26 protein-coding genes are annotated in these 21,769 nt (G+C 25.5%); 22 read left to right on the top strand and 4 right to left on the bottom strand.

The genetic code is table 11. The features are described 5' to 3' along the window. Position 1: 1 nt before the first annotated feature. The 17 genes from J2S18_RS05850 (at position 2) to J2S18_RS05770 (ending at position 16,120) form a co-directional block, all read left to right on the top strand. Complete coding sequence (locus J2S18_RS05850; protein ID WP_307484463.1) at positions 2-385, top strand: Asp23/Gls24 family envelope stress response protein; 384 nt, start codon at positions 2-4, stop codon at positions 383-385. 103 nt (positions 386-488) lie between these two features. Then, a complete protein-coding gene (nusB, locus tag J2S18_RS05845; protein ID WP_307484459.1) occupies positions 489-893 on the top strand; it encodes a transcription antitermination factor NusB in 405 nt (134 codons plus the stop codon). Between the two features lie 13 nt (positions 894-906). Beyond that, a complete protein-coding gene (locus tag J2S18_RS05840) occupies positions 907-1,755 on the top strand; it encodes a tetrahydrofolate dehydrogenase/cyclohydrolase catalytic domain-containing protein (protein WP_307484457.1) in 849 nt (282 codons plus the stop codon). After that, complete coding sequence (gene xseA / locus J2S18_RS05835) at positions 1,745-2,968, top strand: exodeoxyribonuclease VII large subunit (RefSeq protein WP_307484454.1); 1,224 nt, start codon at positions 1,745-1,747, stop codon at positions 2,966-2,968. Before J2S18_RS05840 ends, xseA begins: the two co-directional genes overlap by 11 nt. Then, positions 2,952-3,176: an exodeoxyribonuclease VII small subunit gene (locus tag J2S18_RS05830; protein WP_307484453.1), complete on the top strand. Its 225-nt coding sequence runs from the start codon at positions 2,952-2,954 to the stop codon at positions 3,174-3,176. Before xseA ends, J2S18_RS05830 begins: the two co-directional genes overlap by 17 nt. Continuing rightward, positions 3,166-4,035 (top strand): polyprenyl synthetase family protein, encoded by an 870-nt coding sequence (locus tag J2S18_RS05825; protein ID WP_307484645.1) that lies wholly within the window; start codon positions 3,166-3,168, stop codon positions 4,033-4,035. The genes J2S18_RS05830 and J2S18_RS05825 overlap by 11 nt, the downstream gene beginning before the upstream one ends. Positions 4,036-4,052: 17 nt before the next feature. Then, complete coding sequence (dxs, locus tag J2S18_RS05820; protein ID WP_307484451.1) at positions 4,053-5,927, top strand: 1-deoxy-D-xylulose-5-phosphate synthase; 1,875 nt, start codon at positions 4,053-4,055, stop codon at positions 5,925-5,927. Positions 5,928-5,930: 3 nt separating this feature from the next. After that, positions 5,931-6,740, top strand: a complete 810-nt coding sequence (locus tag J2S18_RS05815) for a TlyA family RNA methyltransferase (RefSeq protein ID WP_307484448.1) — start codon at positions 5,931-5,933, stop codon at positions 6,738-6,740. A 13-nt stretch (positions 6,741-6,753) separates the two neighbouring features. After that, on the top strand, positions 6,754-7,581 hold the full coding sequence (locus tag J2S18_RS05810; RefSeq protein WP_307484445.1) for an NAD(+)/NADH kinase: 828 nt from the start codon (positions 6,754-6,756) through the stop codon (positions 7,579-7,581). Positions 7,582-7,603: 22 nt separating this feature from the next. Then, the gene (locus J2S18_RS05805; protein WP_307484443.1) at positions 7,604-8,056 is read left to right on the top strand and encodes an arginine repressor; all 453 of its coding nucleotides are present in this window, start codon (positions 7,604-7,606) and stop codon (positions 8,054-8,056) included. A 15-nt stretch (positions 8,057-8,071) separates the two neighbouring features. Then, positions 8,072-9,775 carry a DNA repair protein RecN gene (gene recN / locus J2S18_RS05800; protein WP_307484441.1) on the top strand — a complete coding sequence of 568 codons (1,704 nt, stop codon included), beginning with the start codon at positions 8,072-8,074 and terminating at the stop codon, positions 9,773-9,775. Between the two features lie 147 nt (positions 9,776-9,922). Next, on the top strand, positions 9,923-11,113 hold the full coding sequence (spoIVB, locus tag J2S18_RS05795) for a SpoIVB peptidase (RefSeq protein WP_307484438.1): 1,191 nt from the start codon (positions 9,923-9,925) through the stop codon (positions 11,111-11,113). A 368-nt stretch (positions 11,114-11,481) separates the two neighbouring features. Continuing rightward, positions 11,482-12,312: a sporulation transcription factor Spo0A gene (spo0A, locus tag J2S18_RS05790; protein WP_307484437.1), complete on the top strand. Its 831-nt coding sequence runs from the start codon at positions 11,482-11,484 to the stop codon at positions 12,310-12,312. A 160-nt stretch (positions 12,313-12,472) separates the two neighbouring features. After that, complete coding sequence (locus J2S18_RS05785) at positions 12,473-13,480, top strand: tyrosine-type recombinase/integrase (protein WP_307484434.1); 1,008 nt, start codon at positions 12,473-12,475, stop codon at positions 13,478-13,480. A 30-nt stretch (positions 13,481-13,510) separates the two neighbouring features. Further along, complete coding sequence (locus tag J2S18_RS05780; protein WP_307484432.1) at positions 13,511-13,672, top strand: hypothetical protein; 162 nt, start codon at positions 13,511-13,513, stop codon at positions 13,670-13,672. After that, positions 13,672-14,109, top strand: coding sequence for a helix-turn-helix domain-containing protein (locus J2S18_RS05775; RefSeq protein WP_307484429.1), 438 nt, complete (start codon positions 13,672-13,674; stop codon positions 14,107-14,109). Before J2S18_RS05780 ends, J2S18_RS05775 begins: the two co-directional genes overlap by 1 nt. Before the next feature lie 613 nt (positions 14,110-14,722). Continuing rightward, positions 14,723-16,120, top strand: a complete 1,398-nt coding sequence (locus J2S18_RS05770) for a KAP family P-loop NTPase fold protein (protein ID WP_307484426.1) — start codon at positions 14,723-14,725, stop codon at positions 16,118-16,120. 787 nt (positions 16,121-16,907) lie between these two features. Here J2S18_RS05770 and J2S18_RS05765 read toward each other — a convergent pair. Both J2S18_RS05765 and J2S18_RS05760 read right to left on the bottom strand, forming a co-directional pair. Further along, positions 16,908-17,732, bottom strand: coding sequence for a hypothetical protein (locus J2S18_RS05765; protein WP_307484424.1), 825 nt, complete (start codon positions 17,730-17,732; stop codon positions 16,908-16,910). Between the two features lie 56 nt (positions 17,733-17,788). Continuing rightward, a complete protein-coding gene (locus J2S18_RS05760; RefSeq protein WP_307484422.1) occupies positions 17,789-18,013 on the bottom strand; it encodes a hypothetical protein in 225 nt (74 codons plus the stop codon). A 139-nt stretch (positions 18,014-18,152) separates the two neighbouring features. Between J2S18_RS05760 and J2S18_RS05755 the strand changes: the two genes are divergently transcribed. From J2S18_RS05755 to J2S18_RS05745, 3 genes are all read left to right on the top strand, one after another. Beyond that, complete coding sequence (locus J2S18_RS05755; RefSeq protein ID WP_307484418.1) at positions 18,153-18,650, top strand: hypothetical protein; 498 nt, start codon at positions 18,153-18,155, stop codon at positions 18,648-18,650. Positions 18,651-18,824: 174 nt separating this feature from the next. Next, the gene (locus J2S18_RS05750) at positions 18,825-19,442 is read left to right on the top strand and encodes a hypothetical protein (protein WP_307484416.1); all 618 of its coding nucleotides are present in this window, start codon (positions 18,825-18,827) and stop codon (positions 19,440-19,442) included. 164 nt (positions 19,443-19,606) lie between these two features. Further along, positions 19,607-19,942, top strand: a complete 336-nt coding sequence (locus J2S18_RS05745; RefSeq protein WP_307484413.1) for a hypothetical protein — start codon at positions 19,607-19,609, stop codon at positions 19,940-19,942. A 61-nt stretch (positions 19,943-20,003) separates the two neighbouring features. On the opposite strand, the gene J2S18_RS05740 is transcribed toward J2S18_RS05745, so the two are convergent. Beyond that, complete coding sequence (locus tag J2S18_RS05740) at positions 20,004-20,762, bottom strand: hypothetical protein (protein WP_307484410.1); 759 nt, start codon at positions 20,760-20,762, stop codon at positions 20,004-20,006. A gap of 86 nt (positions 20,763-20,848) precedes the next feature. Then, entirely contained in the window at positions 20,849-21,064 is a 216-nt protein-coding gene (locus tag J2S18_RS05735; RefSeq protein ID WP_307484407.1) for a DUF6471 domain-containing protein, read from the bottom strand. 275 nt (positions 21,065-21,339) lie between these two features. Between J2S18_RS05735 and J2S18_RS05730 the strand changes: the two genes are divergently transcribed. Together J2S18_RS05730 and J2S18_RS05725 are read left to right on the top strand one after the other, a co-directional pair. Continuing rightward, complete coding sequence (locus J2S18_RS05730) at positions 21,340-21,507, top strand: hypothetical protein (RefSeq protein WP_307484404.1); 168 nt, start codon at positions 21,340-21,342, stop codon at positions 21,505-21,507. 25 nt (positions 21,508-21,532) lie between these two features. After that, positions 21,533-21,769: a hypothetical protein gene (locus J2S18_RS05725; RefSeq protein ID WP_307484402.1), complete on the top strand. Its 237-nt coding sequence runs from the start codon at positions 21,533-21,535 to the stop codon at positions 21,767-21,769.

The following is a 21,769-nucleotide window of genomic DNA, read 5'->3' as shown; positions in this document are numbered from 1 at the left end:
AATGGAAAACTTCAATAATGAAAACATTGGAATAGTGAAGATTTCTGATGAAGTTGTTTCAGTTATTGCTGGTATTGCAGCAGAAGAAATTGATGGTGTTATGGAATTCCAACATGGAGTTACAAATAACATATCACAACTACTAAAAGGAAAAAAATCATCAGGTAAGTCTGTTAAGGTTACTTTAGAAGAAGACAGAGCAAGAATAGAAATAGCATTAACAGTTGAGTATGGTGTTAAAATTCTAGATGTTGTAGGTCAAGTTCAAGAGAACGTAAAGAAAACTGTTGAAGCTATGACAGGTTTAGTTGTAAGTAGTGTAGATGTATATGTTCAAAACATATACTTACCAAAGAATTCAGAAAAAGAATCAAAGGAAATTTAGTTTCACCCTCTGATATTCAGAGGGTGTTTCCTTGCCATAATATATAATTTTTAGTACTATTAGAAAAGGCTTATAAAGAATTAAAGAAATCTAGGAGGAAAAGATGAGTAGAAAATTATCAAGAGAGAAAGCAATGGAATTAATATTTAGCACAATGCTAACTAAGGAGTCATATGACGAGGCAATAGAAACATTTGTTGATAATTATGAAGGAAATATAAAAGATGTAGATTTATCATATATAACAGAAGTTTTAAAAGGTGTAGAAGAAAATAGAGATTCAATAGATGAATTAATAAAGGCTAATCTTCAAAAATGGAGTATTGAGAGAATTTCTAAGGTAAACTTAGCTATATTAAGACTTGCACTTTATGAAATGAATTATGTAAGTGATGTACCAGAGAAGGTTGCCATTAATGAAGCTTTAGAAATAACAAAGAAATATTCAGATGAAAAATCAGTTTCATTTATAAATGGTATTTTAGATAAGATATATAAGAGCAAATAGGAGGAGTTTAGTATTGAATAATATTATTGATGGAAGAGAAGTATCAAAAAAAGTTAAAGAAGATATAAAAGCTTTTATAGATGAAAGAAAAGCTAATTTAAAATCAATCCCTAAAATTGCTTCAATTTTAGTTGGAAATGATGGTGGATCAATATATTATTTAAATTCACAGGAGAAAGTTGCAACTTCTCTTGGAGTTTTATTTGAAAAAATAATTTTAGATAGTGAAATTGAAGAAAAAGAGTTAATTTCATTAATAAATAAATTAAATAATGATAAAACTATACATGGAATAATGCTACAACTTCCTCTTCCAAGGCATATGGATGAGAAAAAGGTTGTTGATACAATAGACCCTTCTAAGGATATAGATTGTTTAACTTACAAATCTGTTGGAAAGTTATATCTTGGAGAAGAAACTTTCCTTCCATGTACTCCTAATTCAGTAATTAGACTATTAAAGAGTAAAGATATTGATTTAGAAGGAAAGAGGGTTACAATATTAGGAAGAAGCAACATAGTAGGAAAGCCTCTTTTGCAATTATTCTTAAAAGAAAATGCAACAGTTACTATATGTCATTCAAGAACTAAAAATTTAAAAGAAGTTTGTAAAGAAGCAGACATATTAGTAGTAGCAATAGGAAAACCAAAATTTATTACATCTGAATACATAAAGGAAGGTGCAATTGTAATTGATGTTGGAACGTCATCTTTTGAAGGTAAAATAACAGGAGATGTTGATTTTAACGATGTTTCAAAAAAAGCATCCCTTATAACTCCAGTACCAGGAGGGGTAGGAGCACTTACAACTACACTTTTAATTAATAATGTTTGTGAGGCAATAAAAGAAGATGAGAATTAAAGTTTTAAAGGTTTCAGAGGTTAATAATTATATAAAGAAAATCATAGATAATGATTTTATATTAAGCAATCTCTCTGTAAAAGGAGAGATTTCTAATTTAAAGTATCATTCTAGTGGACATATATATTTTTCATTAAAAGATGATAATGGAAAAATAAATTGTATTATGTTTAGAGGGGATGCTTTAGACTTAAAATTTGAATTAAAAGAGGGTATGGAGGTAATTGTTAGAGCAAGAGCCTCTGTTTATCCTGTAAGTGGAAGTCTTCAATTATACTGCAGAGAAATGGAGCAAAGTGGAATTGGAGATCTTCATATAAAATTTGAAAAGCTAAAAGAAAAACTTTTAAAAGAAGGTATTTTTGATGAAGAATTTAAAAAGAAAATACCAAAAAATCCAAAAAGAGTTGGTGTAATTACAGCAGAAACAGGAGCTGCAATACATGATATTTTAAATGTTTCAAGAAGAAGAAATTCTTCAGTAGATATAGTTTTGTATCCAGCTAAAGTTCAAGGAAAAGATGGATATAAAACAATAATTAATGGAATTAAATACTTTAATAATAAGAAATCAGTAGATGTTATTATAATTGGAAGAGGCGGTGGTTCCATTGAAGAACTATGGAACTTTAATGAAGAGGAACTTGCATATTCAATATTTAAATCAAAAATTCCAATAATATCAGCAGTAGGTCATGAAGTTGACTATACTATTTCAGATTTTGTTTCAGATTTAAGGGCAGCTACTCCATCTCAAGCAGCTGAGATAGCAGTAAGCAATAAAAATGAAATTATAAGTGAAGTTATAAATATGAAAGCTTTACTTAATAAAAATATTGATAGTATAATAGGATTAGAAAAAAGTAACTTAAATTCTTTAGAAAGAATATTAAAATTACATTCACCAATTTCTATAATAAGTAATAATTATTTAGAAATAGATAGAATGAAAAAGAATTTGGATTTAGTTATTAAAAATAGATTGTCAAAAGAAAATAATAAATTACAAGAATTAAATTCACTTTTAATGGCAAATAACCCTTTAACAATTTTAAACAAAGGATATGCTGTAATTAAAAGTGAGGAGAAAATATTAAAAAGTAAAAATGATTTAGTTAATAATAGGGATATTGAAATATTATTTAAAGATGGTAGTGTAAAAGGGCAATTTAGGCCTGAAAATGAAGGAGAAGAAAATGGCGAAGAAAGTTAGTTATGAGGATATGCTTCAAAATTTAAAGGACATTTTAGAAAAGCTTGAAGAAAATGAATTAAGTTTAGAAGAAGCTATGAAGGAATATGAAAAAGGTATAAAACTTGTAAATAAGCTTTATAAGACATTAAATGATTATGAGGGAAAAATATCAATTGTAAAAGATGAGGAAGAAGTGAAATTTGAAGATGGTTCTGATGAATATTAATGATTTAAAGCAGGAAATAAACCTTTATTTAAAAAATTATTTTAATGATAGAGATGATTATAATAAATTAATATATGATGCACAAAGTTACAGCTTAAATATTGGTGGAAAAAGAGTAAGACCTATATTAGCATTACTTACATATAATTGCTATAAAGAGGATTTAGATAAAGCTCTTAAAATGGCTTGTGCAATAGAGATGATTCACACATATTCACTTATACATGATGATTTACCTTGTATGGATGATGATGATTTAAGAAGAGGAGAACCTACAAATCATAAAGTATATGGAGAAGGAATAGCAGTACTTGCTGGAGATGCATTATTAAATGAAGCTATGATTCTTCTTATGGAAAATGGAATAGATAATGGATTAAAGGGTTTAAAAGCATCCCTTGAAATATCAAAGGCTTCAGGGGCGGAAGGAATGATTGGAGGCCAAGTTGTTGATATTATAAGTGAAGGGAAAAATATATCCATAGATGAACTTAAATATATGCATCTTAAAAAAACAGGAGAACTTATAAGAGCATCTATAGTTTCAGGGGCTATCCTTGGAGAAGCACCTAAAGAAGATATTGAATTACTAAATGAATTTGGGGAAAAATTAGGTTTAGTTTTTCAAATAAAAGATGACTTATTAGATGTAGTTGGAAATGAGCAAAAGCTTGGCAAAAAAGTTCATGCAGATATGGAAAAGGATAAAACAAATTTTGTTTCAGTTTATGGAATAGAAGAGTGTAAAAAGATGTGTGGAAAAATTACAGATGAATGTATTGAATTGCTAAAAAACTTAACAGTTAACAGTGACAATTTAATAGAATTAACAAAAAACCTTTTAAAGAGGGAATTTTAAAAAGAGGATTGAATGAAATGAAGGATATTTTAAATGAAATAAAATCTCCTAGGGACATAAAAAATTTAAGTCCATATGAAATGGATGTTTTATCACAGGAAATAAGAGATTTTTTAATAAATTCAGTATCTAAGACAGGAGGACACTTATCATCAAATCTTGGTGTAGTAGAGTTAACACTTAGTTTATTTAGTGAATTTGATTTAGAAAAAGATAAGATAGTTTGGGATGTTGGACATCAAACTTATGTGCATAAGATATTAACTGGAAGAAAAGATAGATTTAATAATCTTAGAAAACATAATGGTATGAGTGGTTTTCCAAAAAGAAATGAAAGTAAGTATGATTTTTTTGATACTGGACATAGCAGTACATCAATATCAGCTGCACTTGGACTTGCAAGGGCAAGAGATTTAAAAAAAGAAAAGAGTAATATAGTTGCAGTTATTGGAGATGGTGCACTAACAGGTGGAATGGCACTTGAAGCTTTAAACGATTTAGGTTTTAAAAAGACTAAAATGATAGTAATTTTAAATGATAATCAAATGTCAATTTCAACAAATGTTGGAGGAGTATCATCTTATTTAAATAAGTTAAGAATGGAACCTGAATATAATAAATTAAAAGAAGAATTAAATATTAAATTAAATAATAGTAATATGGGTAAAAAGCTTGCAAGAAAATTAAGCAAGTTAAAAGATAGTATAAAACAATTAGTAGTACCTTCAATGTTATTTGAAGATATGGGACTTAAATATTTAGGACCAATAGATGGACATAATATTAAAAACATGAGAAATGTTTTATCAAAGGCTAAAAATATTGATGGACCTGTTATAATACACGTTGTTACTAAAAAAGGAAAAGGTTATGATTTTGCAGAGGAAAGTCCTGATAAATATCATGGAGTATCTCCGTTTAATTTACAAACTGGAGAGCCTATAAAAACATCAAAGTGTAATTACTCAAAAGTATTTGGAGAATCATTAGTAAAGCTTGCAGATGAAGATGATAGCATTGTAGCTATAACTGCAGCTATGCCAGATGGAACAGGACTAAATGCCTTTAGAAAAAAATATCCTAAAAGATTTTTTGATGTTGGAATAGCAGAACAACATGCAGTAACTTTAGCAGCTGGTATGGCCTGCGGAGGAATGAAACCTGTATTTGCAGTATACTCAACATTTTTACAAAGAGGATATGATCAAGTATTACATGATGTTTGTATTCAAAATCTTCCTGTAGTATTTGCAATAGATAGAGCTGGAATTGTTGGAGAAGATGGAGAAACTCATCAAGGAATATTTGATATCTCATATCTTTCAATGATACCAAATATAACAATAGTAGCACCTAAATGTTTAAAGGAAGTTGATCCAATTTTAAAATGGGCATTGAAATTTAAAACACCAGTTGCAATAAGATATCCAAGAGGCGGAGATGTAATTGAAGATTTAGATGGTCTAGAAAATATTGAATTTGGAAAATGGGAAGTATTAGATAAAGGAAAAGATAAAGTAGCTATAATATCAACAGGTAAAATGAATCAACATTCATTACTTGCAAAAGAATTTTTAAATAAAGAAGGAATATATCCTAAATTAATTAATGCAACATTTATAAAACCATTAGATGAACAAATAATTAAAGAATTATCTGATGAAGGATATGATATAATAACTGTAGAAGATAATATAATAAAGGGTGGATTAGGCTCTAATATATTATTATCACTTAACAGTTATGGATTTAAAGGAAAGTTTAAAATATTAGGATATGATGATAAGTTTGTAAAACAAGGAGATGTAAATACTCTTTATAAGGATTCAAATTTAGATCCTGAAGGCATAAAGGACGAAGTATTAAAACTTTTAAATTACAAGAGGAGATAGGAAATGGCAGAAAAAAAGGAGAGACTTGATGTTTTATTAGTAGATAAAGGAATAATTCAATCAAGAGAAAGAGCTAAAGCACACATTATGGAAGGAAAAATTTTTGTTGATGGACAAAGAGTTGATAAAGCAGGAGCAAAAATAAAAGTTACTTCCAATATTGAATTTAGAGGAGATGCTATACCTTATGTAAGTAGGGGAGGATTAAAATTAGAAAAAGCAATGAAAGAATTCCCTATTATATTAGAAGATAAGGTATGTATGGACATAGGAGCTTCAACTGGTGGATTTACAGACTGTATGCTTCAAAATGGAGCAAAGAAAGTTTTTGCAGTAGATGTTGGTTATGGACAATTTGCATGGAAGCTTAGAACTGATGAGAGAGTAGTTTGTATGGAGCGTACTAATATAAGATATGTTACTCCAGAAGATATAGGTGAAAAGTTAGATTTTGCATCAATAGACGTTTCATTTATATCATTAAAAACAATAATGCCAGCAACTGTTAATCTTTTAAAGGATAATGGAGAAGTTGTAGCTTTAATAAAGCCTCAATTTGAAGCTGGAAGAGATAAAGTTGGTAAAAAAGGTGTAGTTCGTGAAGAAAGTACTCATAAAGAAGTTGTAAATTCAATAATAAATTATTTACTAGAAAATGATTTAAATGTTTTAGGAGTTAGTTATTCTCCTATTAAAGGGCCTGAAGGAAATATAGAATACTTAGTATACTTTACTAAAGATAAAGAAAAATCTAGTGATTTTAAGATGGAAGATATAGAAAGAGTAGTATCATCCTCACATTCAGAAATATAAGGGTGTGATGTTTATGAAATACATAGGTATTGCAATAAACGAAACTAAAGATAATGAAGGTATTATTTTAAACTTAGTTATTGATAAAATAAAAAAAGCTTTTTGTGATATAAAGATCGATATATTTAATACATATGAATTAAATAGTGATGAAATTTCAAAAGAAATAGAACTATTAATTGTTTTAGGTGGAGATGGAACTCTTTTAGGAGTATCTAGAAGAATATCAAGTAAATTAGATATACCACTACTTGGAATAAATATCGGAAATTTAGGATTTTTAAGTAGTATTGATATATCAGAAATAGATAAGGCTGTTTTTAAACTTAAAAATAACTTATTTAAAATAGAAGAAAGAATGCTCCTAAAATGCAAAGTAAATAATGTAAAAAATGATGAGCAGATAGCTTTAAATGACATTGTTATTGCAAGGGGTACATTATCTAGAATGACTAAGTTTAATATTTATGTTGATGATAAATATTATACATCCTTTAATGGAGACGGACTTATTATTGCAACTCCAACAGGTTCTACAGCTTATTCTTTTTCAGCAGGAGGACCCTTTATATATCCTGATTTAGACGTTATTTTAATAACTCCAATTTGTCCTCATACAAAAAGTATGCAAACTATGGTACTTAGAGGGGATAGTAAAATAACAATAAAAACTTTTCATGAAGAGGAAGATGTTTATTTAACTGTTGATGGTCAAAAGGTTTATAAGGTTAGTAAAAAGGCTATAATTGAAGTAAGCAGAACAGAAAAAGAGGCAAAATTAATACAATTTGATGACTATGACTATTTTAAGGTATTAAGGACAAAAATTTTAAATAAATAATAGAATGAGATGGTGAGGTACATTGAAATCAAAAAGACATGAGAAAATATTAGAAATTATTAAACAAAAAGATATAGAAACTCAAGAAGAGCTTGCAGAAGAGTTAAAAAAATCTGGATTTGATGTTACTCAAGCAACTGTTTCAAGAGACATTAAAAATTTAAAACTTTTAAAGATGCAATCAGTTGCAGGTAGATACAAATATGTTGTTCCAACAAAAGAATCATCAAATATTACAGATAAACTTACAAATATATTAAATAATGCTGTGGTACATGTTGAAAATGTTGACAAAATAGTTGTTGTCAAAACTTTTACAGGTGGAGCTTCAGCAGCAGCTGAGGCTATAGATAGCCTAGATTTTGAAAATATAGCAGGTACAGTTGCAGGGGATAATACTATATTTATTTTAGTTAGAAGTCTTAAATGTGCTGAGGAACTTGTAACTGAAATACAAAGAAGAATTAACGATTAGTTATAGGTGATATAGATGTTAATACAATTAAATATTAAAAATTTTGCTCTAATAGAAGATATTTCAGTAGATTTAGGAGAAGGCTTTAATATATTATCTGGAGAAACGGGTGCTGGTAAATCAATTTTAATTGATGCTATAGACTATGTTTTAGGTGGAAAATTTTCTAAAGACTTAATTAGAACTGGTGAAAGCAAAACAAAGGTTGAAGCTATTTTTAATATAAAAGATAGCAAATTAGATGATATATTAGAAGAATTTGAAATAGAATTTGATGATACTTTAATAATTTTAAGAGAAACACTATTAAGTGGAAAAAGTATTATAAAGGTAAATGGCAAGAGTCTTATTGTAACACAACTTAAAAAGATAAGAGAAAGACTTTTAGATATTCATGGACAACATCAAAATCAAAGTCTTCTTCAAAAAAGTAGCCATGTAAACTATTTAGATAATTATATTGGTGAAAAAATTTTTAAAGAGCTTAAAAAGTTTTTAATGTTAAGAGAAGAACTTTTAAAAACTAGAGAAAAGATACAAAGTATAGATGGTAATAAAGATAGAAGTAAACTTGTTGACTATATTAAATTTCAAATTGAGGATATAGAAAAGGGAAAGCTAAAAATAGGAGAAGAAGAAGAACTTAAGGAAGAATATAATATACTTTCTAATGCAGAAAAAATAACTCATGGAATAAGTACTAGTTATAATTTCTTAAATGGTATGGAATCTTCAAGTGTTTTAGATTCACTTTCAAAGGTTATTTCAGAACTTACAGCTATAGAAGAACATCTAGTTAAAATTAAAGAAAAAAGAGAAGTAATAGAAGAATCTTTTTATAATATAGAAGAAGTATCAAGAGAACTTAGAGATATGTCAGATGATATACATTATGATGAAGAGGAACTTTCAAGAATAAATGAAAGATTATTTGTTATAAATAATTATAAAAAGAAATATGGCGGTTCAATAGAAGCTGTAATAGAAAATTATAATGATTTAAAAAAGCAATATGAAGAACTAATAAATGCAGAAGAAATAATAAAAGAATTAGAAGAAAAAGCAAAAGAAATATTTAACAAAATGAAAAATGTTGGTAAAAAAATAAGTTCTATTAGAAAATCTTATAGTGGTGAACTTGAAAATAAGATTTTAGCTGAACTATCCTATGTAGGACTTGATAAATCAAAAATGAAAATTTTAATAGAGCCTCAAGAAACCTTTAACGAAAAAGGTTTTGATGATGTTACTATTATGATTTCTACAAATCCAGGAGAACCATTAAAATCTCTTGAAAAAGTTTTATCAGGTGGAGAATTATCAAGAATAATGCTTGCATTAAAATGTGTTTTTGCAGATAAAGATGATATACCAACATTAATTTTTGATGAAATAGATACTGGAATTAGTGGCCAAGTAGGTCAAAGAGTTGGAGAAAAAATGTATCAAGTATCAAAAAATCATCAAGTGTTATGTATTACACATTTACCACAAATAGCTATATTATCAGATCATCATTATTTTGTATCTAAAGAAGTAAATAAGGGAAAAACATTTACAAAAATAAGATTATTATCAATAGATGAGAAAATATATCAAGTAGCTACAATGTTAGGTGGAGATAGTGTAACTAATGCAACATTGGAAAATGTAAGAGAAATGTTTGAAAATTCAAATTCAAAAAAAAATAGAATTAAAAGCTTTATAATACATATATAAAGTGACAAATGGAAAAAATAAAACTACGGTAACTCTGTGGTTTTATTTTTTTGTTTTTAAAAAATTTGTCTATTATAGTAAAGTTAATATAGAATATATGGCATGTACTCAGGGTAACTTAAGAACAGAGGCAAAGGAGGAGAAGAGATGAAAAAGAAAGTTGTAAAGCATATTAGTTTCTTAGTTACATCAATACTTATGTTAGTATTAATAGCTGTCTTTACTCTTAGAGATATGCCAGATAAGGTTTATACAAATAATGAAATAGAAACTACTTCTGTATTTGATAACATTAGTCCTTTAAATAAGATTACTTATAATGAAGATAGTGTAGATATAAGTTTTATGGGATTAATTCCTCTTAAATCTGTTGAAGTACAAAATGTAAAAGATTTAAAATTATATCCAGGTGGAACTAGTGTAGGTGTAAGGCTTTCTTCAAATGGAGTTTTAGTAATTGGATTTTCAGATTTAATTTTTAATGACTCAAAAATAGAAAGTCCAGCAAAAATATCAGGTATAGAACTTGGTGATGTAATAATAAAAATTAATGGTAAGAATGTATATACAACAAAAGAAATATTAAATATAGTAAAAAATACTAAAGGTGATACTATAAATGTAACACTTGATAGAGAAGGAAAAAACATAGAAAAAACTATAAAGATGAAAAAAGAAAAAGGTGAAAACAAAATAGGATTATGGATAAGAGATTCTACAGCTGGCGTTGGTACATTAACCTTTTATGATGAAGCTAGTGGAAAGTTTGGAGCATTAGGGCATCCAATTACAGATGGAGATACAAATACAAGGTTTACTGTAAAGTCAGGAGAATTACTTGAAGCATCTGTAATAAGTTTAAGAAAAGGTGAAAAAGGAATGCCAGGGGAATTAAAAGGTATTTTTACTAATGAGGATAATCCAATAGGTCATATTCACAAAAATACCCAATGTGGAATATTTGGAACACAGGAAAGATTTATTACAAGAAATAAAGTTTTAAAGCCACTTCCTGTAGGAATTAAAGAAGAAGTTAAAGTTGGAAAGGCAAAAATAATAACAACAATAGATGAAAAAGGCCCTAAAGAATATGATATAGAAATAGTGAAAAAATTAAATCAAGATTCTAAGAGTCCTAAAAGTATGATTATAAAAGTTACAGATGAGGAATTATTGCAAAAGACTGGAGGAATAATTCAAGGAATGAGTGGAAGTCCAATTATACAAGATGGAAAAATAATAGGAGCAGTAACTCATGTTCTTATAAATAAGCCAGATGTAGGATATGGAATATATATAGATTGGATGTTAGAAGATGCAGGGATTATTAAGAAATAGATATAATATATAGGCAAGACAAAATATGTCTTGCCTTAACCTTTAGAAGAAAAACTTATAAATTTTAAGGAATATTCAATATAAAAAAACTTATAAAATATAAAGAAAATCTAAAAAATATTATTAAAAATGTAGACGAAATTATATAAATAGTGTATAATTTACAAATAATGGGAATTAAATTCTATATTAAAAGTAGATATTACAAACTATTTAAATAATAAAATTATTATTGTGTTATAAAGAGGATTTATCCTATTAATGTCGAATACATAAAAAATGAAAGGGGATTTAGTCTTTTTTATAACTAGTATAAATTTTGTGGGTAGATGTAGTAATACAATAAAATGGATAAAGGGGAGAAACAAATGGAAGATTCAAAAATATCTGTACTTATAGCTGATGATAATAAGGAATTTTGTAGCATTTTAAATGATTATTTGTTAAATCAAAAGGATATTATCGTTACTGGTATAGCAAAAGATGGAAGGGAAGCATTAAGCTTAATAGAATCAAGGAATCCGGATTTAGTGGTGTTAGATATAATTATGCCACACTTAGATGGTTTAGGAGTATTAGAGAAATTAAATAATATGAATTTAGAAAAGCTGCCAAGAGTTATAGTTTTATCTGCCGTTGGTCAAGATAAAATAACTCAACAAGCTATTACACTTGGGGCAGATTATTATGTTGTAAAACCGTTTGATATGGATATATTTACAAAGAGAATAAGAGAAATGTTTAATACTGGAGTAAATAAAAATTCTACAATTAATAGATCATCAATTGTAAGTAAAGGTAATGATTCAATTTCTCATAATTCATCTATTTCATATGGAGAGCCTGTTGATTTAGAAACAGAGATTACAAGTATAATACATGAAATAGGAGTTCCAGCTCATATAAAGGGTTATATGTATTTAAGGGAAGCTATAACTATGGTTGTTAATGATATGGAATTACTATCAGCTGTTACTAAGGAGTTATATCCATCTATTGCAAAGAAGTATAACACAACAGCTTCAAGAGTTGAAAGGGCAATTAGACATGCAATTGAGGTTGCTTGGGGTAGAGGACAAATTGATGCTATAAATAAGCTGTTTGGATATACAATTCATAATGATAAAGGTAAGCCAACGAATAGTGAATTTATCGCAATCATAGCTGACAAGCTTCGCCTTAAAAATAAAGTGTCATAAATGGCGTGGTTGAGGGAAAGTTAAAAAGGCTATGGCGATAAACATTACAAAAATAAGCGTCAAATTTCGTTACTAAAATCGATAAAGTTAATATTAAGAAATTATAAGATACCTTCTATTTATTGGGTTATTAAAACTTGATAGATAGGAGGTATTTTTTATGCCTAGAATTAAGAAAAGTAAAGAATTTATATATTATATACAAGATTTCATAGATTATTGCAGATATAAAGAATTATCTACCAAAACGATTAAAAGTTACTATCAAACATTAACATTATTCTCCAAGTATCTTGAAGAAGAGAAAGAAATTTTTAATGTTAATGCTGTAACGAAAGAAATTGTTGAAGAGTATATAACATTCACTAAAGAGAGAGGTAAATATAGTTATGTAGCTGATGAAAAAAGTCTTAATAAAACTTATCAAAATAATAGAAGAGATATTGGAAAAGAGATATCTTCATCTACACTAAATAATTATTTAAGAAATATAAAGGTGTTTTTTAACTGGTGTGAAGACAATAATCTTATAAAATACAATACTATTTCAGATGTTAAATTTATTAAATGTAAAAGAAAAATTAAAGATCAAATTTCAGATGAAGAGTATAAAAAATTAATTAAATCATTGAATATAACAAAGTTTCATGAATATAGGGATTATATAATAATTAATCTTATTATGGACACAGGTATGAGACTAGGTGAATGTTTAAGTCTAACGATTGATGAAATAGATCTTGTTAGAAAAACAATATTTTTAAGTGCAGATGTAACCAAAGGGAAAAAAGATAGATATGTTTTCTTTAGTAATCGAATGGGAACATTGTTAAATAGATGGATAAGATATAAAGATTCAGTACAGGAAAATGATTTGTTATTTCCAACTCAAAGAACGAATGGTTTATTAACTCAAAGTAACTTTGAGAGAAATTTTAGAATTTATCTAAAAAGAACAAAGATAAATAAGAATATAACACCGCATACTTTAAGGAATAATTTTGGTAGAAGATTTCTTTTAAATGGTGGAGATATATTTATGCTATCTAAGATACTAGGGCATAGCAGTGTAACCGTTACAGAGAAAGCATACTTAGATATCACTACAGAAGATATTAGACAAAAATATAGAAGATTTTCACCTTTAGAAAACATGAGAAATAGATAAGTTAATAATTAATTAGGAGATGATTAAAGTATGTTAAGTAGTAAATTTAAAGCCATTTTAAAAACATATGGAATAGATATAAATGTAGGTAAAACTATAGAAGTAGAAAGAGGAGAATTTGTTATAAGAGTAACTTTTGCAGAAATTATACATGCACATAATATTGCAGTAGAAGAAGGATGGTGTAATTAATGGAAGGATATATAAAAGGATATACAGTAATACAAAATAAATTAATTACAGCACCAATAAGTAACGGAGCATATAGATTAGGTAGTTATATATCAAGTATTTGTTATGGAGATAAGTTAGAATGTTTCCCAAGTCAAAAGACTTTAGCAGAAGCATTGAATAGAAGTGTTAGAACTATACAAAGATATCTGAAAGAACTATATGAAAATAATATTATATCCAAAAGAAGAAGGGGACATTTAACTAATGTTTATACTGTATTAGTTAAAAAATCTAAAGAAATAGTCAACAGAATAAAAGAAAAGGTAAATAAAAATAAATCTGTTAAGAAAACTAATTATACTAAAAAAGAACTTAGATTTAATAATTTTACTCAAAGGGAAAGAAGTAGAGAAGAATGGGATAATTTGGAAAATAGGTTGCTTGGTTTGGAATAAAATAAAAAGTGCTAGTATGTCCGAAATACTAACACTTAAATGTACATCTATATAGATGCAACCTAACACTGAATAATTATATTATATATAACTTTTTTAAAATAAGCAATAAAAAGGTTTAGTTAAATTATGACAATAATTAACTAGGCTTATTTGTGATGGGGTTAATTATAATAAGCATATTTAAGAAATAATAAAGTTAAATATTTTTATTATAATTAACAGTTGGGGTAAGATTATTTTAAGTAGTCTTGCCATTTTTTTATCCTTTTCTCTTTTAATGCGACATTTATGCAATTTAAGAGTTTTTTGATACGACAGTAGTGTTATGTATAATATTTTAAACACGACATTAATAGCACCATTTAAGGCGACATTAATGCTATACAAATAACTAAAAGAATAAGAATTAAAAATATATATTAATAATTAATTATATTTAATATATTGTAATAAGCAATACAATAAACTAGATATTAATATACATAAAAATAAACCAGCAAATAATCCTAAGACAAATAATTCCATTTGAAAGCTCCTCTTATTTTAAGTAATAGACATATTATTAGAATTATATACACTTAGTGGTAAAATTAATAAGGGAGGTATCATTATGAGTATTTTACAAAGTTTTAATGAAGATAAATTAAATAGAAAAAAATTAGCAATTAATTTGATGAATGTAATTGAATATAATAAATCTTTAAAAGTTTTAGCTATTGATTCAAGCTGGGGAACAGGTAAGACAACTTTTATTAATATGTGGATGAATATGATTGAAACTGAAAAAAATAAAGATAATCAATTTTTATATAATGAAAAATTTGAAACTATGTACTTTAATGCTTGGGAAAATGATTATATAAATAATCCAATAGTATCATTATTATCAGAATTTGAGAAAGAAATATATGAAAAAACTTATAGTGACAAAGGTATTTTAGAAAAAGGTAAAGATAAATTTAAACCATTTTTAAAAATCGGAGGTCAGATAGCATTAAAATATATTACTAAAGGCGTTTTAGATAATATCACATTAGATAAATTGACAGAAGAAGGGTTACAAGAACTTAGTAATAAAATTGGTGAATTAGCTTTTAATGAAGTTGCTGTTGCAAAAAACTCAAGAGGATCATTAAAAAAAGAATTAAAGGCTTTTCAAGAATCAATCAATAAAAAGATTATAATTTTTATTGATGAATTAGATAGATGTAGACCGAAGTATGCTATAGAATTACTTGAAACAATAAAACATATATTTGATATTGAAAACTTTATTTTTGTAATTTCTTTAGACAAAGAGCAATTGTCAGAGTCTATAAAAACACTTTATGGACAAGGTATGGATGCAAATGGATATTTGAGGAGATTTTTTGATCTAGAATATAGATTGCCATTAGTTGATAAAAAATATTATATAATAGATAAAATTAACGAAATAAAAAATGAATATAACAATTCAAAAAATTTTTTTGATATTTTGATTAAAATTTTAACTATAGAAAATTATTCATTAAGAGATATAGATAAATTGTTTAATTATTTAAAACTAATAATGCCTAATATATCAATATTAAAAGAAGGGAATTATGCTATATTAGAAGACTTAGGAATATTTTATATTTATTTAGAATTAATAAATTTAAAATTCAAAAATAATCTTATTTATAATAAGATTATAAATTTAGAATACAATATTAATAATTTAGATGAGATATTCAATAAAAATATATTATTTGATATAAATATTAGAGGCGTAACTACAGAAGAAATAAATGAATTTTTAGAAAGTACATTTAAAATATTTTTGAAAGTGTTACAATATCCAGATAATAGTTATCAAAATAGTATGTTTTACACTTCAAATAAGGTAAATGAATTTGTAATAAATTTAAATGGAAATTTAGAACTTGAAGGTTTTAACGTATTAAGTTGGATAAAAGGACATTATCAAGATAGTGATGTTATTGGAACATTAGAATTTGCAAATGATTTTATTAATATAGAATAGTTATATATAATTTAATAAAATTGGAGAGCATTAAGATACAAATACACTAAATCTCCTTTTTATAATTTTTAATAAGGTCTGGATTTAATTATTCAGGTCTTATTTTTTCTCTTTTATTTATCTATCCCTTTATGTCGCTTACTCATAAAGCCTCGATATTTTATCTATTAATTATCCCTTGATGTCGGTATAAATCCAAAAAACTTGCTATTTTATCTATACAATATAGGTTATTTATCTCATCTCCCTATGTTTAACAGTAATTTAGAGATAATTAGAACCGACAATCAGGGATATATCTCAATGTGTAGGTTAAAATTACCGACATTAAGGGATAGTTAAATTTAGGAAAAGATATATTATTGAGAAATATAGGTGAAAATAAGTTTAAAAAATAACTCCTAGAATATTGGACTTTTATTTTTGATATAGTATTTATTATTGCTTAAAGTCTACATAGAGAGGATTTCTACAATTCAGAAATATTTATATTATTAAAGGCTCATACATCTTAAAGTGGACGTATGAGCCTTTAACAACCTTGAAAAATAATAAGAAAAGGAGAAAACATAATTGTAAAATTAATAATACAAAACTTAATTTTATGATTATAGTTATCACATTAATAACAAGTGTGATAAACTTACTTTATACTATTATTAAAATATTTATAGAAATACATAAATAAAATAGTATAAGAATTGGGTTAGATGATATTACCGTATCATCTAACTACAATTAAAAATTTCTCCTTTTCTGTATTATATCATATTATTAAATTATGGAACTAATTTTTTATACTATTCTCAGTATTAAAACTTTTATATGTTTCTTGTATTATATTATCAAAAATTTTCTCATATTTTTTATGATAAGAATAACCAAAATATACTTCTAAATCTTTACTTAATTTCACAAAATCATATGAAATTATATCATTTTTTTCAGAAGATACACATGCCCAGTCTTTACCTTTTGCTTTGTATGTAATTTTAAATTGTTCTATAGATGTATTAGTCATTGTTTTATAAACATCATTTATATTTCGATTACCAGTACCATTTATACTAGGATAGGGCTCGTGACAACCAAAATGAAAATTTATTTTGTTATTTAAATCTTTAAAAGTAAATCCTGAACCTGATGCTGGAATCGCATTTTTTTCTAATTTAAGAAAATTAGGATACTTAATATGTCCAAATGGTGCAATTAATTTATTATATTTAAAATTTTTAATATTAGAAGTTTTTAATGGATTAGCCCCTACAAGAAAGCCTGCTATATAAGTATCTTTTTTAGAGGAATATTTTAATTTATTTGTAGAATAAGCACCTAAAGATTTAAAACAATACTCACGACAAGTGTCAGCAGAATCAACCATATTTATTCTAATTAAGTTTAAAGGTTTATTAGAAGAATTTTCTTTGGTGTCAGTATTAGTTTTATATATTTCTTTTTTAGTATTTTGATTTGATTGTTTAGTATTGTTGTTAGCTTCTTGTTTAGTTGATTCTGAATTAGAATTTTTATTATTGCTTGTTTTATTGGTGCAACTTACAAGTAGCGATCCGACTATAATAAAAGTTAAAGTAGTTAATAGTAATTTTTTCATTGATAGTTACCTCCTTATATCTAATCTTAACATTTTTGTTATTTTATTGAAATAGTTTATATAATAAATTTATCATTTTCAACCATATCTTGAAGTTCTGGTATTAATTGAGTTAGTTTTTTATATCTTTGTAACTGTTTTGGTGTGATATTTAGATTATCTGCTATAGTTTTTTGATTTGGAACGACATTATGTCGCTCTAAAATTTTAACTTTACCAGCACTACCATTCCTAACTCCCCATATTCTTTCAAGTTCCATAATACATTTGGCAGCTTTCATTGGATTTAAGTTCTTCTAATAAAAATACAAATAGTGAATTATATAAATAAAAAGTAAATAATACTTGATAAATATTTCAATTGTGTATAAATTTACATATACTTTAAAAGTATTTCAATTATAAGGGGGACATAAAATAATGGACGAAAGTAAAAATGAGAAGTTAAGTAAAAAAATACTCAATAAAAAGAATAAGATAGTATATGCAGTAATAAGTAGCATTATAATTATTGCTTTAGCTTTTAGTATTAATTATAAGTATCAAAAAAATAAAATTTTGAAATTTGATTCAAATTTTCAAGCATCTTATGCAACATATGCGAGAGGATTATTAAATATATTAAAAAATTTAAATAATTATGAATCACAATTAGAAGCAAAACAATTAATTATTAAAGGAATAGATATTGCAAAAAGCAATGAAGATAATGTTCCAAAAGTATTGAAAGAAAACTATGAAAATTATGTATATTCATTAGAACAATATTCTATAAATTTAGATGATACAGGAGAAATTAATAGTTATTTTTTATTAATAATGAGTAAGTTAAAGGATACTGAAAAAAAATATAATATTTCTAAGAAAGATTTAGAGAGTAATATGGAAGAAAAATTAAATGAATATGGTATAAGTTAGAAGCTATTTAATAGCTTCTTTTTTTAATAAAATAAGTTTAAAAAACTGATATTATATGATATAATTAAAAGTTATTGACAAAAATAAAGAATGAATTTATAATTTTAATTATTAAAAATTTCAAAGCTTAAAAGTTAATATATTAATAAATTTTATAAAAAGGATGAAGTGCTTATGATATTAGATTTAAAAAGAGCAGCGACTGAGATAGAACATAATGAAAAAACCGTAAAAAATTTTATAGATAATGTTATTTATAAAACAAAAGATAAAGAGAATAAAGTATTTGTAATTCATACTCTTCAAGATTTAGAAGATTGCCAAAATATGATATTGTATTTTCAAGGTGGAGTTTTAAAAAGTCATCATACATCACTTATGAAGTTTAATTATAATGATGTATTAAATTATGAAATTATCAATTCTTATAAAGTTAGATATATTTTATTAGAAGATGTAATTAGTGTAGATGCAGATAATGAAGAAGAAATGAAATCTCACTTAAGTAGAAATAAGGATAATACTTATATAATACCTTATATAGATTATGAGGAAGATTCTTATATAGAGTTTGAAAAAATTCTTAATAAAATGTCTGACGAAGAAAAACTTAAAAACTTTATTCATGAAAAAAAGAGCCATAAAATAGGAGTTGTAATTGATATATTAATTGATAAAGTTTTAAATAATGAAAGGGAGATTTCATTTTTAAAAAATAGAGAAGATGATTATGTGAGAGATATTTATGTATTGCAACAAAAATTAAAATGGTTAAATGAAAAAAACATTTGATATATACAATATACAGTGACAATACGCTTTTGCCAATGCTACATATTTTATGTGTTTAATAATAAATTTTGTCGAAATGTTTGGGAACGGAAATATTGAAATTAATTCATAATAAATGAAAAATAATGGTAATATAATACGTTAGGGGAAAGGATGAAGTGTTTATGGAGAAAAAAGAGTTTCAAGAAGGGTTATTGGCAATATTAAGAGGAGAAACGGGGAATATGGATGAAGAAAGAAAGGTTGCGCCAATATTAATTAAAGAAGCAGAAGAAGTAGGAGTAAATTTAGAATTAAACATAATTGATAATGAAGAAATAGTTATAGCAAAAATAGATAATAAATATCAATTTAAAATATTTAAAGTTAATATAAAAACAAATAGATTATTTAAAGATAATACAATTGATGGCTTAACAAAAGCTTTTAGAGAAACTATATTAGATAGATTTAAAAAAGTAAAACAAGATGAACATAGGAGTAACAGAGAAAATAAATAAAATTTTAGAGTCTAATAAGTTAGGCTCTTTTCTTATGAAAAAGATAAGGCTTAGATAAAAACTAAGCCATAATTATTTTAGGTTGTATTTTTGAAAGTTCCATTATAAATTCATTATTATTTGTATCTTGAATCCATTTATCGAAATCAATTAGAACTTCTGATTTAATATACTTTCTATAGTCAGTTATAAGAGGAATATCATCTCTATAGGTCTTGAATAAGTTGAATACATAATTTCTTTCTAAAACTCTTTGTATACGATTTTCCTCACTAGTTTTATTTATAAAAATTAAATCATAAATATTTTTACATCTTTTTAGCCCGGTAGTAGTTATTGTATTATATATTTCTGTTAAGTAATTTGATATGCTTTTATGGTAAGCAAAATCATATTTTGATAAGAAACAGTCTGACCATTTTTCACTACAGAATTTTAATATATATAATGAAAATGCTTCACATAGTGTTTCCTCAAACCACTTTAAAGAATTTTTATTATATGATTTTTGAGCTAATGTATAATGACATAATTCATGAGATAGTTGATATATAATTTGTGCCCAAAAATTATCTTTATTATAATTTAAAAAAATTGAAGAAGGATTTGTTTCAGAATAAAAAATAGGTGTTTCATGAGTCGGATTATAAATAATATAACATTCTGCATTAGATATAAGTTGTTTAGAAAATATTAATGTATATTCTTCTAAAATGAATTCCATTATAGATTTTAAACTGTTAATTTCTAAATTGGAATCAATAGTATAAATTTTGAAATTATCGTAATTTGATATTAAAAGTTCATTATATAAAGTCAAAGTTATCATCCCCTTTACATAATTATACCAAGAAAGAAACAAAAAAATAAGACCTAGTATTTTACTAGATCCTATTCTTTCGCATACTATTCAGTATCTTCTTCCCAAACCAAGTTGTATCCAATAATATTAGCTATAGCCTTTACTTCACTATATCTAATAGTATTTCTACTTAACTTATTAGACAAGGCTTGAGGAGTTGTTTCTATTCCATAGTCTTTTAAGGATTTAACTAAATCAATCATTTTCCAACCTTTAGCAGCTATGTAAGATTTAATTTCATTCCTAGTCTCATTACTCATTAAAATAACCTCCTAACAATATAAATTATACTATAAATATAAAAAATAAACAAATATAAAAAAAATACACTATATAGTGTTGACATTCTACACTTATGAGTGTAGAATTATAAACATAGACAACGAGCAAAAAATCTTAATTAACTAAGTACAGTATTCTGGTACATTCAAAAGTGATTCTAAAAATTATATAAAAAGATAACTTAAAAAAATTATGATATGGGAAAAAAGAATGAAAGATAAAATTTTAAATACATTAAAGGAGAAGGGTATAAATGAGTAATTTAATATTTTTAAATAATAAACATAGAAGATTTAAAGAAGGTAATAATGTGTCTGATTATAAAATATGGTTAGCAAAGAATGGATTAAATGATACATTAAATAATTTTGATGAATGGATGGATAATATAACTTATAGAGATGTATTAAGAAATTTATAATAAAAAATATTTGGAGGAAGAAAGTATGTTGAAAGAAAATTTAAAAACTGTATTAGAAATAGGAGAATACATAATAATAAAAAAAGATGGAAAAGAAATTATAGGAAAGTTAGAAAATTATTGTATAGATAATAAATTATTTAAGGTTATTACTAATAAAGGAATTTTTAATATAAAGAATATTGAGTCATTTGTTGTAGATATTTTTTATAGTATAGAGATTTTTACAGACAGGAGCATTATAAAACTAGAGGTATTTTAA

Origin of the sequence: Eubacterium multiforme, assembly GCF_030813415.1 — a bacterium.
In the GTDB taxonomy this organism is placed as follows: Bacteria; Bacillota; Clostridia; order Clostridiales; family Clostridiaceae; genus Clostridium; species Clostridium multiforme.
This window is presented reverse-complemented; position numbering and strand designations above follow the sequence as displayed.